The sequence below is a fragment of the Streptomyces sp. P1-3 genome (genome assembly GCF_050613155.1).
GTDB lineage: Bacteria > Actinomycetota > Actinomycetes > Streptomycetales > Streptomycetaceae > Streptomyces.
Genome location: NZ_CP192512.1, coordinates 5,455,320 through 5,472,351, shown reverse-complemented (window position 1 = coordinate 5,472,351; position 17,032 = coordinate 5,455,320). Strand labels below are relative to the sequence as shown.

Genomic DNA, 17,032 nt, shown 5'->3' with positions numbered 1-17,032 from the left:
GTCAGCGTCCGTTGAAAGCATCCTTCAGGCGCGAGAACAGCCCCTGCTGCCCTGGCTTGAACTCGCCCATGGGGCGCTCCTCGCCCCGGAGCTTCGACAGACGGCGCAGCAGTTCCTCCTGCTCCGGGTCGAGCTTGGTCGGGGTCTGCACCTCGACGTGCACGATCAGGTCGCCCCGGCCGCCGCCGCGCAGATGCGTGACGCCGCGCTGGTGGAGCGGGATCGACTGGCCGGACTGGGTGCCGGGCCGGATGTCGACCTCCTCCAGGCCGTCCAGCGTCTCCAGCGGCACCTTCGTGCCGAGGGCCGCCGCCGTCATCGGGATGGTGACCGTGCAGTGCAGATCGTCGCCGCGGCGCTGGAAGACCGGGTGCGGCAGTTCGTGGATCTCCACGTACAGGTCGCCGGCCGGGCCGCCGCCCGGGCCGACCTCGCCTTCCCCGGCGAGCTGGATCCGGGTGCCGTTGTCGACACCCGCGGGGATCTTGACCGTGAGCGTGCGCCGGGAGCGCACCCGCCCGTCGCCCGCGCACTCCGGGCACGGGGTCGGCACGACGGTGCCGAAGCCCTGGCACTGCGGGCACGGACGGGAGGTCATGACCTGCCCCAGGAAGGACCGCGTCACCTGGGAGACCTCGCCGCGGCCGCGGCACATGTCGCAGGTCTGGGCCGAGGTGCCGGGGGCCGCGCCCTCACCGCTACAGGTCGTGCAGACCACGGCCGTGTCGACCTGGATGTCCTTGGTGGTGCCGAAGGCCGCCTCGTTCAGCTCGACCTCGAGCCGGATCATGGCGTCCTGGCCGCGCCGCGTCCTGGAGCGCGGTCCGCGCTGCGACGCGGTCCCGAAGAACGCGTCCATGATGTCGGAGAAGTTCCCGAAGCCCGCGCCGAAGCCGCCGGCACCCGCGCCCGCGCCGCCCGTGCTGGACAGGGGGTCGCCGCCGAGGTCGTAGACCTGCTTCTTCTGCGGATCCGACAGGACCTCGTAAGCGGCGTTGATCTCCTTGAACCGCTCCTGGGTCTTCGGGTCCGGGTTCACATCCGGGTGCAGCTCGCGCGCCAGCCGCCGGAACGCTTTCTTGATCTCGTCCTGCGAGGCATCGCGCCGCACGCCCAGGACCGCGTAGTAGTCAGTCGCCACTTACGACTCCGCCAGGATCTGTCCGACGTAACGTGCCACTGCGCGTACCGCTCCCATCGTTCCGGGGTAGTCCATGCGGGTCGGTCCGACCACGCCGAGTTTGGCGACCGCCTCGTCGCCAGAACCGTAGCCGACCGCGACGACGGACGTGGAGTTCAGCCCTTCATGGGCGTTCTCGTGCCCGATGCGTACGGTCATGCCCGAATCCTTGGCCTCGCCGAGCAACTTGAGGAGGACGACCTGTTCCTCCAGCGCCTCCAGAACGGGCCGGATGGTGAGAGGAAAGTCATGTCCGAAGCGGGTGAGGTTGGCGGTGCCGCCGATCATCAGCCGCTCTTCGGTCTCCTCGACCAGGGTCTCCAGCAGCGTGGCGAGCACGGCGGAGACCGTGCCCCGGTCGTCTGCCTCGAAGGACTCGGGCAGATCCTGCACCAGCTGCGGAACGTCCGAGAAGCGCCGCCCCACGACCCGGCTGTTCAGCCGGGCCCGCAGATCGGCCAGCGACGTCTCCCCGACGGGGGCCGGGCAGTCCACCATGCGCTGCTCGACCCGGCCGGTGTCCGTGATCAGCACCAGCATGACCCGGGCGGGCGCGAGCGCGAGCAGCTCCACATGCCGCACCGTGGAACGGGTCAGCGACGGATACTGCACGACGGCGACCTGCCGGGTCAGCTGCGCCAGCAGCCGCACCGTGCGGCTCACCACGTCGTCCAGGTCCACCGCGCCGTCCAGGAAGTTCTGGATGGCGCGCCGCTCCGCCGGGGACAGCGGCTTGACGCCCGCAAGCCTGTCCACGAAGAGGCGGTAGCCCTTGTCGGTGGGGATCCGGCCCGCGCTGGTGTGCGGCTGGGCGATGAACCCCTCGTCCTCCAGGGCGGCCATGTCGTTGCGCACGGTGGCCGGTGAGACGCCGAGCCGGTGCCGCTCCGTGAGCGCCTTGGAGCCCACCGGCTCCTCGGTGCCCACGTAGTCCTGGACGATGGCGCGCAGCACCTCAAGTCTGCGTTCACTCAGCATCGCGCGCACCTCCAGTCCGGCCGATTCCCGGGCCTTGTCCCCTGGCACTCAGCTGTCATGAGTGCCAGATCTTCCTGAGCCAGTGTACGGCCGGGTGCCACGGCCTGGGCAAGGCCCGTCCCGGCCCTGTGGACAACCACACCGGACCGGGAGCGGACCCGCCCGGGCACCCTGGGCCGCGCCGCCGCACGCTGGGGTCAGACATCGCGCGCTAGCGTCTGACATATGGACAGCAACGGGGAACCGGCCCGCTGGGAACGGCTGGCGCCGGGCGTCGCCCGGCGGCGGCTGCCGGGCTGGGACGCGACGACCGGCGCGATCGCGGGCGAGCACGGGTTGCTGGTGGTCGACACCGGCGCGACGCTCGCCGAGGGGGCGGAGATCCGCCGCGAGGTCACCGCGCTCTTCGGCCGCCGCCCGACCCACATCGTGCTCACCCATCCGCACTTCGACCATGTGCTGGGCACGGCCGCCTTCTCGGGCTGCGAGGTGTACGGGGCGGTCGGTCTGGACGAGCTGCTGGCGCGCGAGCGGGACGAGCTGCGCTCGGACGCGGTACGGCACGGTGTCGACGCCGAGGACGCGGCCGAGGCCGCGGATCTGCTCGTACGGCCGCGGCACGCGGTCTGCGGGGAGCTCACCGTCGACCTCGGCGGCGGGCGGCGGGTCCTGCTGGCCAACGTCGGCCCCGGCCACAGCGGTCACGATCTCGCGGTGCTGGTCCCCGGTCCGCCCGAGGTGGTCTTCTGCGGCGACCTGGTCGAGGAGTCGGGGGAACCGCAGGCCGGGCGGGACGCAGTCCCCGGCCGGTGGCCCGCCGCGCTGGACCGGCTGCTCGCGCTGGGCGGCGATGAGGCGGTGTACGTGCCGGGGCACGGGGCCGTGGTGGATGCCGGATTCGTCCGGGCCCAGCGCGCGGAGCTGGCGGCGCGTTTCGGCGTGTCGTAGCCCTGCCTCGTAGCCACGACCTGCCATTTCTTCGTATCGTCGGCCGGTGCGCAGCAGAGAGTACAACCCCGATCTCACTCCTCCGTGGAAGCGGAAGGCGCCCGTGCCCGAGGTTCCCGCGGAGCCCGATCTCGTGGTCGAGGAGGTCACCACGGGCTTCTGCGGCGCGGTGATCCGGTGCGAGAAGACCGCGCAGGGCCCGACGGTGACGCTGGAGGACCGGTTCGGCAAGCACCGGGTCTTCCCGATGGAGCCGCGCGGCTTCCTCCTGGAGGGGCGCGTCGTGACCCTCGTCCGCCCGGCGGCTGCGGCCCGCACCGGCCCCCGCTTGACCGCCTCCGGCTCCATCGCGGTCCCCGGCATGCGGGCGCGGGTCGCCCGTGCGGGCCGCATCTATGTGGAGGGCCGCCACGACGCCGAGCTGGTCGAGAAGGTGTGGGGCGACGACCTGCGCGTCGAGGGTGTGGTGGTCGAGTACCTGGAGGGGGTCGACGACCTCCCGGCGATCGTGGACGCGTTCGGCCCCGGTCCGGACGCCCGGCTGGGTGTCCTGGTGGACCACCTCGTACCCGGCTCGAAGGAGTCACGCATCGCGGCGGAGGTGACGGGCGACGACGTGCTGGTGGTCGGCCACCCGTACATCGACGTGTGGGAAGCGGTGAAGCCGTCGTCGGTCGGCATCCCGGCGTGGCCGTCGGTTCCCCGCGGGCAGGACTGGAAGACGGGGGTGTGCCGGGCGCTGAGGTGGCCGGAGAACACGGGTGCGGCCTGGCAGCGGATCCTGGGCTCGGTGGGCAGCTATAAGGACCTGGAGCCCGCGCTGCTGGGGCGGGTGGAGGAGCTGATCGATTTCGTGACGACGCCGGCCTGATCCGCCTCCGGCGGTTCTTTCCCCTACCCGCCCCTTCCCGATTTTGTCCTCAATCGCCGGACGGGCTCGAAAATCGAGCCCGTCCGGCGATTGAGGACCGGGGTCCGGGGCGGAGCCCCGGGAAAGCTCAGTCCACCAGGTCCCGCACCACCGCGTCCGCCAGCAGCCGCCCGCGCAGCGTGAGCACCGCGCGCCCCGCCTCGTACGGGCCCCGCTCCAGCAGGCCCTCGGACAGGGCGCGGCGGGAGGCCGCGAGCCCCGCCGGGGCCAGCAGATCCAGCGGGCAGCCGTCCACCAGGCGCAGCTCCAGCAGGATCCGCTCCACGCGGCGGTCCTCCTGGCCCAGGACCTCGCGGCCCGCGCCCGGTGACCGGCCCTCGCTCAGGGCCTGCGCGTACGCGCCGGGGTGCTTCACGTTCCACCACCGCACGCCGCCGACGTGGCTGTGCGCGCCGGGGCCCGCGCCCCACCAGTCGGCGCCGCGCCAGTACAGCTCGTTGTGGCGGCAGCGCCCGGCCTCCGACGTGGCCCAGTTCGAGACCTCGTACCAGTGGAAGCCCGCCGCCGACAGCGTCTCGTCCGCGATCAGATACCGGTCCGCGTGCACGTCGTCGTCCGTCATCGGCACCTCGCCGCGCCGGATGCGCCGGGCGAGCTGGGTGCCCTCCTCGACGATCAGCGCGTACGCCGAGACGTGGTCCGGGCCCGCGCCGAGCGCCGCGTCCAGGGAGGCCCGCCAGTCGTCGTCGCTCTCGCCCGGCGTGCCGTAGATCAGATCGAGGTTGACGTGGTCGAACCCGGCGGCCCGGGCCTCGGCGACGCAGGCCTCGGGGCGACCGGGGGTGTGGGTGCGGTCCAGCACGCGCAGCACGTGCTGCCGGGCGCTCTGCATGCCGAACGACACCCGGTTGAAGCCGCCCTCCCGCAACTCGGCGAGGTAGCGCGGATCAACCGACTCCGGGTTGGCCTCGGTGGTGATCTCCGCCCCGTCGGCGAGCCCGAACTCGTCCCTGATGGCGGCGAGCATCCGGCCCAGGTCCGCGGCGGGGAGCAGGGTGGGCGTGCCGCCGCCGACGAAGACGGTCTCCACCGGGCGCGGGTCGTCGCCCAGCACCTTGCGGGCCAGGCGGACCTCCTCCACGAGCGTGTCGGCGTAGTTGTCGCGCGAGGCGAGCGCGCCGCCGGAGCCGCGCAGCTCACTGGCCGTATACGTGTTGAAGTCGCAGTAGCCGCAGCGGGTCGCGCAGTAGGGGACGTGCAGATAGAAGCCGAGGGGCCGCCCGGCGGCACCGTCCAGTGCGTGGTGGGGCAGCGCCCCGTCGTCCGGCACGGGCTCACCATCGGGCAGTACGGAAGGCATACGTCCCATTGTCCGGCATCGCCGGAGCGGGCCCGACGGGCTCCGGGGCGGGTACGGGCGGGGCTGAGCGGAGGCCCCGCCCGTACGGCTCGCGGAGGCTAGGCCTCGCGCGCTCCCTGGTACATCTCCTCGATCAGGTCCTTGTACTCCCGCTCCACCACCGGCCGCTTGAGCTTGAGGCTCGGGGTCAGCTCGCCGTGCTCGACGTCCAGGTCACGCGGCAGCAGCCGGAACTTCTTGATCGTCTGCCAGCGCTGGAGCCCCTCGTTGAGGCGCCGCACGTAGCCGTCGATCAGCTCGTTGACCTCGGGGGTGGCCACGACATCGGCGTACGTCGTGGCGGCGAGGCCGTGCTCCTCGGCCCAGCCCATGATCGTCGGCTCGTCGAGGGCGATGAGCGCGGTGCAGTAGTTGCGGTCGGCGCCGTGCACCAGGATGTTGGAGACGAAGGGGCAGACCGCCTTGAACCGCCCCTCGACCTCGGCGGGTGCCACGTACTTGCCGCCGGAGGTCTTGATCAGGTCCTTCTTGCGGTCGGTGATCCGCAGGTAGCCGTCCGGCGACAGTTCGCCGATGTCCCCGGTGTGGAACCAGCCGTCCGGCTCCAGCACCTCCGCCGTCTTCTCCGGCAGACCGTGGTAGCCCTGCATGACGCCCGGGCTGCGCAGCAGGATCTCGCCGTCCTCCGCGATCCGCACCTCCAGGCCGGGCAGCGCCTTGCCGACGGTGCCGGTGCGGTAGTTCTCCGGGTTGAGGAAGCTGGCGGCGCTGGACTCGGTGAGGCCGTACGCCTCCAGGATGTTGATGCCCGCGCCCGCGAAGAAGTAGCCGATGTCGGGGGCGAGCGCGGCCGAGCCGGAGACGGTGGCGCGCAGCCTGCCGCCGAACGCCTCGCGCAGCTTGGCGTAGACGAGCTTGTCGGCGACGGCGTGCTTGGCCTTGAGGCCGAAGGGGACGTCCGCGCGGCCGGTGCGGCGGAAGGTGTCCTGCGAGACCTTGGCGTGTTCGCGGGCCACGTCGGCGGCCCACAGGAAGATCTTGTACTTGGCGGCGCCGCCCTCGCGGGCCTTGGCCGCCACACCGTTGTAGACCTTCTCGAAGATGCGCGGTACGGCGCACATGTAGGTGGGCCGGACGATCGGCAGGTTCTCGATGATCTTGTCGACCCGGCCGTCCACGGCCGTGGCGTGGCCGAGCGCGATCTGCTGCGCGGTCAACACCTTGCCGAAGACGTGCGACAGCGGCAGCCACAAGTACTGCATGTCGTCGCTGCGGACCAGGCCGGTGCCCTGGATCGCGCGGGCCATGTAGGACCAGGCGTCGTGCGGGAGCCGGACGCCCTTGGGCCGGCCGGTGGTGCCGGAAGTGTAGATCAACGTCGCGAGCTGGTCGGAGCGGAGCGCGTCCATGCGCTCCCGTACGGAGTCGGGGTGCTCGGCCAGGTACGCCGCACCGCGCTTCTCCAGCTCGTCGAGGGAGAGCACCCAGCCGTCGGGGTCCCCCTCGGCGGGCACCGCGTCCTCGGCCTTGATCACCACGACATGGCGGAGCTCGGGCAGCTCGGCGCGCTTCTCTCGCGCCTTGGCGAGTTGGGCCGCGTCCTCGGCGATCAGGGCCCGGCTGCCGGAGTCGGCGAGGATGAACGCCGTCTCCTCGGCGTTGGTGCTCGGGTAGACGGTGGTCGTGGCCGCCCCCGCGCACAGCACACCGAGGTCGGCGAGGATCCATTCGACGCGGGTGCTGCAGGCCAGCGCCACCCGCTCTTCGGGGTGGAGCCCGAGGTCGACGAGTCCGGCGGCGATGGCGAAGACCCGGTCGGCGGTCTGCCCCCAGGTCAGCGAGCGCCAGTCGTCGGGGCCCGTTCCGGTGGGGGCACCTCCCTGCTCGAGCGAAGCCCGCTTGGGGGAAGACGGCACCGGGTAGCGGTACGCCTCGGTGTCCGGTGTCTCTTCGACGCGTTCGAGGAAGAGCGTCGCCAGGGACGCCGGCCGGGTGTCGAGCAGCTTCTGTGTGTCGGTCACGGCATCCTCCGCAGGGCCCGCCTCAGCCCTTGTTGACTCACGAGTAACCTTCGAGCGAGATCAGGGTAAGGGCCGGACACCTGCTTGATAAGGGTCTGGCCGGACGTTGTTGAAAGCGTAATCGATCGACTACGTACCGCTATGTTCCGCAGGCGAACGTAACGGCCCGGCACGAGACGCGCCGGGCCGTACGGGGGCGTATGCGACCGGGGCCTACTTCTTGCCCTTGCCCTGGCCACCGGACTCGTCGCTGGACAGCACCGCGATGAACGCCTCCTGCGGGACCTCCACCGAGCCGACCATCTTCATCCGCTTCTTGCCCTCCTTCTGCTTCTCCAGCAGCTTCCGCTTACGGGAGATGTCGCCGCCGTAGCACTTGGCGAGGACGTCCTTGCGGATGGCGCGGATGGTCTCGCGGGCGATGACCCGGGAGCCGATCGCGGCCTGGACCGGCACCTCGAACGCCTGCCGGGGGATGAGCTCCCTCAGCTTGGCGACGAGCCGTACGCCATACGCGTACGCCGCGTCCTTGTGCGTGATGGCGGAGAAGGCGTCGACCTTGTCGCCATGCAGCAGGATGTCGACCTTGACCAGGCTGGACGCCTGCTCGCCGGTGGGCTCGTAGTCGAGCGAGGCGTAGCCGCGGGTCTTGGACTTCAGCTGGTCGAAGAAGTCGAAGACGATCTCGGCCAGCGGCAGCGTGTAGCGGATCTCGACGCGGTCCTCGGAGAGGTAGTCCATGCCGAGGAGCGTGCCGCGACGGGTCTGGCACAGCTCCATGATCGAGCCGATGAACTCGCTCGGGGCCAGGATCGTGGCGCGCACGACCGGCTCGTAGACCTCGCCGATCTTGCCCTCGGGGAACTCGCTCGGGTTGGTGACCGTGTGCTCGCTGCCGTCCTCCATGAGCACGCGGTAGACCACGTTGGGGGCGGTGGCGATCAGGTCGAGGCCGAACTCCCGCTCCAGGCGCTCGCGGATCACGTCGAGGTGGAGCAGGCCGAGGAAGCCGACGCGGAAGCCGAAGCCGAGCGCCGCGGAGGTCTCCGGCTCGTAGACCAGGGCCGCGTCGTTGAGCTGGAGCTTGTCCAGGGCCTCGCGGAGGTCCGGGTAGTCGGAGCCGTCCAGCGGGTAGAGGCCGGAGAACACCATCGGCTTGGGATCCTTGTAGCCGCCCAGCGCCTCGGTGGCACCGCCCGACTGCTGGGTGATGGTGTCACCGACCTTGGACTGGCGGACGTCCTTCACACCGGTGATCAGGTAGCCCACCTCGCCGACGCCGAGGCCGTCGGCGGACAGCATCTCCGGGGAGTTGGTGCCGATCTCCAGCAGCTCGTGGGTGGCGCCGGTGGACATCATCCGGATGCGCTCACGCTTGGACAGCTGGCCGTCCACCACCCGGACGTAGGTGACGACGCCACGGTAGGAGTCGTAGACCGAGTCGAAGATCATCGCGCGGGCGGGGGCGTCGGCGACGCCGACCGGGGCCGGGATCCGCTCCACGACGCGGTCCAGCAGCGCGTCCACGCCGACGCCGGTCTTCGCGGAGACCTTGAGGACGTCCTCGGGATCGCAGCCGATGAGACCGGCCAGCTCCTCGGAGAACTTCTCCGGCTGGGCGGCCGGGAGGTCGATCTTGTTGAGGACCGGGATGATCGTGAGGTCGTTCTCCATCGCCAGGTAGAGGTTGGCGAGGGTCTGGGCCTCGATGCCCTGGGCCGCGTCGACCAGCAGGACGGTGCCCTCACAGGCCGCGAGGGAACGCGAGACCTCGTACGTGAAGTCCACGTGGCCCGGCGTGTCGATCATGTTGAGGATGTGGGTGCTGCCCGCGGCCTCGCCCTGCGTGGGCGCCCAGGGCAGCCGGACCGCCTGGGACTTGATCGTGATGCCGCGCTCGCGCTCGATGTCCATGCGATCGAGGTACTGCGCGCGCATCTGCCGCTGCTCGACCACGCCGGTCAGCTGGAGCATCCGGTCGGCGAGCGTCGACTTGCCGTGGTCGATGTGCGCGATGATGCAGAAGTTGCGGATGAGCGCCGGGTCGGTACGGCTTGGCTCCGGCACATGGGTAGGGGTCGCGGGCACGCAGCGTCCTGTGTCTAGGCGGGACTCGGTGTATTTCCCTCTATGGTCCCATGACTGGGCGCCGCCCTTCGGTTTGGGACGCGATAGGGCCTGCTGGTAGCCTGGACCACTGTGTCTCGTGCCCTCTCAGTCCGAGGCGCACAGCTGTCGAACAGCTGATCAAGAAGCAATTCCAATCGAACCTGAAAAGGCTCATTCGTGGCGAACATCAAGTCCCAGATCAAGCGGAACAAGACCAACGAGAAGGCGCGCCTGCGCAACAAGGCCGTCAAGTCCTCGGTCAAGACCGCGATCCGCAAGACCCGTGAGGCCGTGGCCGCCGGTGACGTCGAGAAGGCCGCCGTCGCCCTGGGCGAGGCCACCAAGAAGCTCGACAAGGCCGCGAGCAAGGGCGTGATCCACAAGAACGCCGCCGCCAACAAGAAGTCGGCGCTGGCGCAGCAGGTCGCCTCCCTCAAGGGCTGACCGCAACCCCGGGGCGTCAGCGCCCCTCGCCGGGACGGGCACACAGCGGTCCCTCTCACCCGCTCCGACCGGCGGCCCGCAGGAGCCTCCTGCACAGCAGCATCGCGCCGCACGCGGCCTGCGTTCGCCACGCGGGTGCGGCGCACCACAGCTTCACCACGAGGCCCGATGCCGTCCTTCCCCAGGACGGCGTCGGGCCTCGCGTCATGTACACGCTCCGGTACGCTTCGTGCATGTCGATACCGGGGGATCAGCCCAACCCATACGCCCAGCAGCCGTACGGCCCACCGCAGCCGCAACATGGGCAGCCGAACCCGTACGCCTCGCAGGTGCCGCCGCAGCAGCCCGTGGCCAAGCCCGGCGCGCCCGGTCCGTACGCGCAGCCGACGCTGCCGGGGACGCCGCTCCCCGCGCCCGGCGGTTTCGGCTCCGCCACCCCGCCCCCCGCGGCGCCGCCGACCGGCGCCGGTCGGAGCAAGGGCTGGCTCTGGGGCCTCGGCGGGGCGGTCGTCGCCTCGGCGGTCTGGGCGGGCGTGCTCTTCGCCACCGGCGCCTTCGACGGCGAGGAGAAGGCCGACCTGGCGGGCTACCGGTATACCGACGACCTGTGCGCGGCCACCGAGCTCAAGCCGTTCAAGGACAGGGGCTTCGAAGTCGAGGAGCCGGAGGAGGACGAGGAGAACCCCGAGTCCAGCGGGGGCGAGCGGCCCGCGCTCGCCTCGATGCAATGCAGCGTCAACCTGAAGTCGCAGTCCTCCTCCGACTCCGACTACTCCAACGTCTGGACCAGCAGCTCGGCGCGCCTGCACAAGAAGACGGACCCGGCTCCGGAGTTCGAGGCGAGCTACCGGGAGTACGCGGACCAGGGGACCTCGAAGACCAGCTACGCGGTCAAGGCGGTCACGGGGATCGGTGACGAGGCCTATCTCGTGACCCAGTCGGAGAAGGGCGAGGACGGCGAGAACCGCAACGACGGCGAGTACCTGATCCTCGGTGTGCGGGACGGCTGGATGACGTACTCCATCACCTGGTCGCAGTACGTGGGCACCTCGTCGACCGAGACGCCGGTGTCCGTCGAGGACGCCGAGAAGATGATCACGGAGAGCGCCAGGGGGACGCTGGCGAAGCTCCGCTCCGGCGAGTCGGCTGACGGCTGACGGCTGACGGCTGACGGCTGATACCCGCTGACGGTTGACGGCGGACCCGCTGACGGTTGACGACTAGACGGGCGCGCGGCGGTCAGCGGGTGCGGCCCGCGCGGGCTGCCCGGGCGATGGTGACCACGGCCTTCTCCAGGGCGTACTCCGGGTCGTCCCCGCCGCCCTTGACGCCCGCGTCCGCCTCGGCCACCGCGCGCAGCGCGACCGCCACTCCGTCCGCCGACCAGCCGCGCATCTGCTGCCGCACCCGGTCGATCTTCCACGGCGGCATGCCCAGGTCGCGGGCCAGGTCGGCGGGCCGTGCCCCGCGCGGGGCGGAGGCCAGTTTGCCGATGGCCCGCACACCCTGGGCGAGCGCGCTGGTGATCAGCACCGGTGCCACGCCGGTCGCCATCGCCCAGCGGAGCGCTTCGAGCGCCTCGGCCGTGCGGCCCTCGACGGCCCGGTCGGCGACGGTGAAGCTCGACGCCTCGGCCCGGCCCGTGTAGTAGCGGGCGACGACGGCTTCGTCGATGGTGCCCTCGATGTCGGCGACCAGTTGGGCGCAGGCGCTGGCCAGCTCCCGCAGGTCGCTACCGATGGCGTCGACGAGGGCCTGGCACGCCTCCGGGGTCGCGGACCGGCCGATGGCCCGGAACTCCGACCGCACGAACGCCAGCCGGTCGGCGGGCTTGGTCATCTTCGGGCACGCGACCTCACGCGCCCCCGCCTTGCGCGCCGCGTCCAGCAGCCCCTTGCCCTTGGCCCCCCCGGCGTGCAGCAGGACCAGGGTGATCTCCTCGGCGGGCGCGCCGAGGTAGCCCTTGACGTCCTTGATCGTGTCCGCGGAGAGGTCCTGGGCGTTGCGGACCACCACCACCTTCCGCTCCGCGAACAGCGAAGGGCTGGTCAGCTCCGCGAGCGTGCCGGGCTGCAGCGCGTCGGGGGTGAGGTCGCGCACATCGGTGTCGGGGTCGGCGGCTCGGGCCGCCCTGACGACCTGCTGCACGGCGCGGTCGAGGAGGAGGTCCTCCTGTCCCACGGCGAGGGTCACGGGGGCGAGCGGGTCGTCGGTCGTACTCTTCCTGGCCATCACCGACCAGCATCCCACGGGCCACTGACACTCCCGGCTGTCGGACAATGATCCGGTGAACGAACGACACGTCCTGGTGCTCCCCGACCGCGATGCCGCCGAAGAACTGGCCGAAAACCTGGCCGAGCACTTCGAGCTGGAGGAGGAGCCGCGGCTGGTACGGGATGCGCTGGCGGGCGAGGACGACGCCGAGGACGCGCAGTGGCTGGTGGTCGTGGAGGACGCGGCGGGACGTCTGGACGCGGGGAAGCTGCACGAGCTGGCCGAGGAGTACGAGGGGTGGCTGGAGGACCACGCGGTCTGAGGCCGACAAGGTCTGACGCCGGCGCGGTCTGAGGCCGGCGCGGCTGGGGCCGGCACGGTCTGAGGCCGGCACGGTGGCCCGCTGACTCCGCGCGCCTCCTCCTCGTCTGCACCGAGGTGCTCGCGGCAGGCGACCGACGCCGCGGTCCGGGGGCCGGGGACCGGTAGATGAACCTCTGGTGACGGGCCGCCCAAGCGCGACCGGAGGGCGCGCGTCCTCCATAGATTTCTGGCGTCCGTAAACGACCATGTGTGCGAGGTGGCCGTGGCCCTTCCTGACACCGAGACCATCCTGGCCGCCGCCGGACTGGTGGCCACCGGCGCGGTCTGGGCGGTGGAGCGCTTCCTCCCGGGGCGGAAGCGCATCGGCTACCGGGTGCAGATGGACACCGCGATCGGTATGAACCCCCAAGCGGCCCACACCATCGTGCAGTTGCGGCTGCTGCGGGAGAACCAGGAGGTCGCCGACGCGACGCTGGCGCTGCTGCGCGTGGAGAACGACGGCAGCAAGGACATCGTCCGGCACGACTACCAGGAGCCGCTGACCGTCGCCTTCCCCGGCCGGACGGTCGTCGGGGTCGAGGTGCCGGACGCCAACCCGCCGACCCTCCAGGCGATGCTGACCCGCAACAACGGGCTTCGGCCCGACGGCAGCAGGCTCGTCGTCCCCAAGGTGCCGCTCAACCGGCGGGACCACTTCAAGCTGCTCGTCCTGCTCTCCGGACCCGGCGACCAGGTCACTGTGGACGGCTTCATCAGCGGCGGCCGTATCAGACGCAACGCCCAGCGCCGCGGTCCGAGCACCCCGCATCTCGCCCTCGGCGGGGTCTTCATCATCCTGGTCGGCCTGCTCTGCGGGCTGTTGCTGAGCCGCCCCGGGCGCACGGTCGACGCCACCGCCTGTGCCTCCGGCCGGCTGACCATCGACGGCTCCACCGCCTTCGCGCCGCCCATGGCCGAGATAGGCAAGGCGTACGAGAAGCAGTGCCCGGGCGCCGAGATCACCGTGCACCGCAACGGCAGCCTGGCAGGCCTGGGGAATCTGGACCGCGCCGGGCGGGCGGCACGCGGCGGCAGCCCCGGTTTCATCGCCATGTCGGACGTCCCCGCCCCGGCGTCGTACCGCGACCTGGACGGTCGGCAGCCGGTCGGCGTCGTCCTGCTCAGCCTGGTGGCCAACCGGCGCAACGGCGTCGACAACCTCACGCTCGCCCAGGTGCGCAAGATCTACGACGGCACGTACACCGACTGGCGGCAACTGGGCGGCACCGACCAGCCGATACGCCTGGTCAGCCGCGACAGCCGGTCCGGCACCCGCAGAACCTTCGAGACGAGGGTGCTGGACCGCTCGGAGACCGCCGTGGTCTCCTCCTTCGACTGCGCCACGAGGGACCGGGACCGGCGGGCACGCGTCACCCGCTGCGAGGTCAACAGCACCGGCGATCTGCTCGACACCGTCAACCGGGTGCCGGGCGCGATCGGTTACACCGAGACGTACGCGGCGACCAAGCACCACGACGTCGTCACCGTCCGGCTGGACGGCCACGAACCGGACATCGAGTGGGGCAGGCAACGCGATTATCCCTTCTGGGCGGTCGAGTACCTCTACACTTACGGGCGGCCGGAGGACGGCTCCCTCACAGCCAAGTTCCTGGCCTTCATGAACAGCGACACCGCGAAGAACCTGATGCGGATGTACAAGCACGTGCCCTGCGCCGACCGGCGGAGCGTGGCGGACTCCGCCTGCCGCCCCTGACCGCCGCCCGCAGCCCGGCCCCCGAGCCGACGACGGCGACCGCGCCGTCGGTGTCGGTACGGACCACGGCCGCTCCCGCGTCCCGCAGCACGGCGACCGTGCGGGGCGACGGATGCCCGTAGGGGTTCCGCGCGCCGCAGGAGATGACGGCCAGGCTCGGGCTCAGACGGCGTATCAGCTCCGGGTCCTGATAGGCCGAACCATGATGGGCGACCTTGACGACGTCGACCTGTGACAGCCCGGGATGGGCGGCCAGCAGCCCCTGCTGGGCAGGGGGTTCGAGGTCGCCGAGAAGCAGCAGGGTCAGCCCGGCGCTACGGACCAGGAGGGCCACACTCGCGTCGTTCGGCCCCTCCACCGGGAGCCGCGCGGCCGCCCCGGGCGGCCACAGCACCTCCCAGGACAGCGGGCCGACCCGGCGCCGCTCCCCCGGGACCGCGGTGATCAGCGGGATCCGGGCGGCGCCGGCCAGCCGGCGCACCGACTCGGCCTGGCCGCGCGGTTCCCGCAAGGCGGTCGTCTCGATGGCTCCGACGGCACGGCCCCGCAACGCCCCCGCCAGCCCAGCGACATGGTCCGCGTGGAAGTGGGTCAGCACCAGCAAGGGGATACGGTCGACCCCGAGGGCGCGCAGGCACCGGTCGACCGCGCGCGGCTCGGGCCCGGTGTCCACGACCACGGCCGAACGGTCCCCGGCGGACAGCACCAGGGCATCTCCCTGGCCCACGTCACAGGCCACCATCCGCCAGCCGGGCGGCGGCCAGCCGGTGACGAACCGGGTCAGCGGAGGCGGGCGCAGCAACACGACCAGCAGCAGGAGCGCGCAGGCGACAGAGGCCCATCGACGGGCGGGCAGCCGGCGCCCCACCGGCACGGCCACGCCAATTACCGCGGCCAGCAGCAGCGCGCCGCACCAGCCCCCCGGCCAGTCGGCCTCCGCGCCGGGCAGTGCCGCCCCGGTGCGGGCCACGGCCGCGATCCACTCCACCGGCCAGGCCGCCAGCCACGCCAGCGCCCGGGCCACGGGGAGCGCGAACGGCGCGGCGGCGAGTGCGGCGAAGCCGAGGACCGTGGCGGGTCCGATCGCGAACTCGGCGAGCAGATTGCAGGGGACGGCCACCAGGCTCACCCTGGCCGCCAGCACCACGACCACCGGCGCGCACACCGCCTGGGCGGCCGCCGCGGCCGCCAGGACCTGCGCCAGGCGAGGCGGCCACCCGCGACGGCACAGGGCGGCTGTCCAGCGGGGCGCGAGGGTCAGTAAGGCACCGGTGGCCAGCACGGACAGCAGGAACCCGTAACTGCGGGCGAGCCACGGATCGTAGAGCACGAGGACGAGTACGGCGGCGGCGAGCGCGGGGAGCAGGGAACGGCTGCGTCCGGTACCGATCGCCAGGAGCGTGATGAGCCCGCAGGCCGCCGCCCGCAGCACGCTCGGCTCCGGCCGGCACACCACGACGAACGCGAGGGTGAGCCCGCCCCCGACCAGGGCAGTCGTACGCAGCGGGACACCCAGCCGGGCGGCGAGGCCGCGCCGCTCGGCGCGCCCCGCGAGCCGCGGTGGGCCGATGAGCAGGGCGAGCACCAAGGTCAGATTGCTGCCGCTGACCGCCAGGAGGTGCGTCAGATCCGTGGCCCGGAACGCCTCTTCCAGCTCCGATGGCACCCGCGAGGTGTCCCCGACCACCAGTCCCGGCAGCAGCGCCCGCGCGTCCGCGTCGAGCCCGTCCGTGGCGGTGCGCAGCCCGGCCCGCAGCCGACCCGCGACGCGCTGTGCGGCGGTGGGCGCACCGGTGACGCGTGGCGGGCCCCCGTCCACGACGCGGATGACGGCGCCGGCCTTGTCCGCGGTCCGCACGGGCGGGGCCAGCCGTCCGGAGACCCGCAGGCGGGTGGACGGCAGCAGGGCGAGCCACGCGTCCTGGGCTCCGCCGCGTGGATGGACCGTGACCATGACGGGCACCCGCCCCGTGGTGACCGTGCCGTCGAGTGCCGTGACGCGGGTGGCCTCGGCCGCGAACACCACCGTCGCCGGAGCTTGGGCGGCACCGCGAACATGGGGCCGGGCGCGGCGCGGATCGCCGGTCACCGTCACCTGCACGGTGGCCTCGCCGTACCGCCGAGCCAGTTCGGGCACCGGTCCCCGATGCGACTCGGCCGCCCGCAGCCCGGCCACAGCTCCGGCAGCGGCGGCGCAGAGCAACGCCATGGCGATGGCGACGAGGACACCGCCGTTCCGCCCCGGCATCCGGGCCGCCACGCGTCGGGGGCCGCCCTCGCGTCGCCGCGTCGCGCCCCGGCGGCCGGCCGCCCAGAGCAGTACGCCCACCGCCGGCACCGCCCCGGCGCAGGCCGCGGCCACCACCGGGCCGGGGGCGTCCAAGGCGAGGGCCGCCGCGGCCCACGCGGCCAAGGCGGGTGGCACCAGGCGCAGGTCGGCCGGGCCCTCCTGCCGGGGGTTCGCGGCGCCGCGCGGCGAGGCCGCCGCCGCGTGGACCAGGGCTCGGGTCCGCGCAGAGTCCGCGTCCGGCACGGCACCGTGGACCCCAGCCCGCCCCAAGTCCCCGTCCAGCACAGCACCGCGTGCCCCAGCCCGCGCGACGTCCACGTCCAGCACAGCACCGTGGACCCCAGCCCGCCCCAAGTCCGCATCCAGCACAGCACCGCGTGCCCCAGCCCGCGCGACGTCCGCGTCCAGCACAGCACCATGGCCCCTAGCCCGCCCCGAGTCCGCATCCGGCACAGCACCATCAACCCGAACCCGCGAAGGGCCCGCGTCCGGCACGGCACCATCAACCCGAGCCCGCGAAGAACCCGCGTCCGGCACGGC

Annotated in this window: 13 protein-coding genes; 6 read left to right on the top strand and 7 right to left on the bottom strand. The window is 72.2% G+C overall.

Annotation, left to right across the window (positions count from 1 at the left end; translation table 11 throughout):
- Position 1: 1 nt before the first annotated feature.
- Positions 2-1,141: a molecular chaperone DnaJ gene (gene dnaJ, locus ACQUSR_RS23150; protein WP_304461661.1), complete on the bottom strand. Its 1,140-nt coding sequence runs from the start codon at positions 1,139-1,141 to the stop codon at positions 2-4.
- Positions 1,142-2,158 (bottom strand): heat-inducible transcriptional repressor HrcA, encoded by a 1,017-nt coding sequence (gene hrcA / locus ACQUSR_RS23145; RefSeq protein ID WP_304465540.1) that lies wholly within the window; start codon positions 2,156-2,158, stop codon positions 1,142-1,144. It lies immediately after the preceding gene.
- A gap of 225 nt (positions 2,159-2,383) precedes the next feature.
- Between hrcA and ACQUSR_RS23140 the strand changes: the two genes are divergently transcribed.
- Together ACQUSR_RS23140 and ACQUSR_RS23135 are read left to right on the top strand one after the other, a co-directional pair.
- The gene (locus ACQUSR_RS23140) at positions 2,384-3,106 is read left to right on the top strand and encodes an MBL fold metallo-hydrolase (protein WP_431044517.1); all 723 of its coding nucleotides are present in this window, start codon (positions 2,384-2,386) and stop codon (positions 3,104-3,106) included.
- 46 nt (positions 3,107-3,152) lie between these two features.
- Entirely contained in the window at positions 3,153-3,977 is an 825-nt protein-coding gene (locus ACQUSR_RS23135) for a DUF3097 domain-containing protein (protein ID WP_431044516.1), read from the top strand.
- A 127-nt stretch (positions 3,978-4,104) separates the two neighbouring features.
- Here the strand turns inward: ACQUSR_RS23135 and hemW are convergent, their stop codons facing one another.
- From hemW to lepA, 3 genes are all read right to left on the bottom strand, one after another.
- Positions 4,105-5,337: a radical SAM family heme chaperone HemW gene (gene hemW / locus ACQUSR_RS23130; protein ID WP_431044515.1), complete on the bottom strand. Its 1,233-nt coding sequence runs from the start codon at positions 5,335-5,337 to the stop codon at positions 4,105-4,107.
- Between the two features lie 98 nt (positions 5,338-5,435).
- A complete protein-coding gene (locus ACQUSR_RS23125) occupies positions 5,436-7,358 on the bottom strand; it encodes an AMP-dependent synthetase/ligase (RefSeq protein ID WP_431044514.1) in 1,923 nt (640 codons plus the stop codon).
- A 213-nt stretch (positions 7,359-7,571) separates the two neighbouring features.
- A complete protein-coding gene (gene lepA / locus ACQUSR_RS23120) occupies positions 7,572-9,446 on the bottom strand; it encodes a translation elongation factor 4 (RefSeq protein ID WP_431044513.1) in 1,875 nt (624 codons plus the stop codon).
- Between the two features lie 198 nt (positions 9,447-9,644).
- Between lepA and rpsT the strand changes: the two genes are divergently transcribed.
- Together rpsT and ACQUSR_RS23110 are read left to right on the top strand one after the other, a co-directional pair.
- On the top strand, positions 9,645-9,911 hold the full coding sequence (gene rpsT, locus ACQUSR_RS23115) for a 30S ribosomal protein S20 (RefSeq protein ID WP_431044512.1): 267 nt from the start codon (positions 9,645-9,647) through the stop codon (positions 9,909-9,911).
- Between the two features lie 233 nt (positions 9,912-10,144).
- Complete coding sequence (locus ACQUSR_RS23110) at positions 10,145-11,068, top strand: hypothetical protein (RefSeq protein ID WP_431044511.1); 924 nt, start codon at positions 10,145-10,147, stop codon at positions 11,066-11,068.
- 82 nt (positions 11,069-11,150) lie between these two features.
- Here ACQUSR_RS23110 and holA read toward each other — a convergent pair whose 3' ends face one another.
- On the bottom strand, positions 11,151-12,143 hold the full coding sequence (gene holA, locus ACQUSR_RS23105) for a DNA polymerase III subunit delta (RefSeq protein WP_431044510.1): 993 nt from the start codon (positions 12,141-12,143) through the stop codon (positions 11,151-11,153).
- A gap of 55 nt (positions 12,144-12,198) precedes the next feature.
- Between holA and ACQUSR_RS23100 the strand changes: the two genes are divergently transcribed.
- Both ACQUSR_RS23100 and ACQUSR_RS23095 read left to right on the top strand, forming a co-directional pair.
- The gene (locus ACQUSR_RS23100; protein WP_431044509.1) at positions 12,199-12,447 is read left to right on the top strand and encodes a hypothetical protein; all 249 of its coding nucleotides are present in this window, start codon (positions 12,199-12,201) and stop codon (positions 12,445-12,447) included.
- A gap of 264 nt (positions 12,448-12,711) precedes the next feature.
- Positions 12,712-14,202, top strand: a complete 1,491-nt coding sequence (locus ACQUSR_RS23095) for a substrate-binding domain-containing protein (RefSeq protein WP_431044508.1) — start codon at positions 12,712-12,714, stop codon at positions 14,200-14,202.
- On the opposite strand, the gene ACQUSR_RS23090 is transcribed toward ACQUSR_RS23095, so the two are convergent.
- The gene (locus ACQUSR_RS23090; RefSeq protein ID WP_431044507.1) at positions 14,105-16,735 is read right to left on the bottom strand and encodes a ComEC/Rec2 family competence protein; all 2,631 of its coding nucleotides are present in this window, start codon (positions 16,733-16,735) and stop codon (positions 14,105-14,107) included. The two genes, ACQUSR_RS23095 and ACQUSR_RS23090, sit on opposite strands and share 98 nt — an antisense overlap.
- Between the last annotated feature and the right edge of the window lie 297 nt (positions 16,736-17,032).

Coding starts and splice junctions, on each gene's coding strand:
- hrcA (WP_304465540.1), bottom strand. CDS start 2,158: ATGCTGAGTGAACGCAGACTTGAGGTGCTGCGCGCCATCGTCCAGGAC.
- ACQUSR_RS23140 (WP_431044517.1), top strand. CDS start 2,384: ATGGACAGCAACGGGGAACCGGCCCGCTGGGAACGGCTGGCGCCGGGC.
- hemW (WP_431044515.1), bottom strand. CDS start 5,337: ATGCCTTCCGTACTGCCCGATGGTGAGCCCGTGCCGGACGACGGGGCG.
- ACQUSR_RS23110 (WP_431044511.1), top strand. CDS start 10,145: ATGTCGATACCGGGGGATCAGCCCAACCCATACGCCCAGCAGCCGTAC.
- holA (WP_431044510.1), bottom strand. CDS start 12,143: ATGGCCAGGAAGAGTACGACCGACGACCCGCTCGCCCCCGTGACCCTC.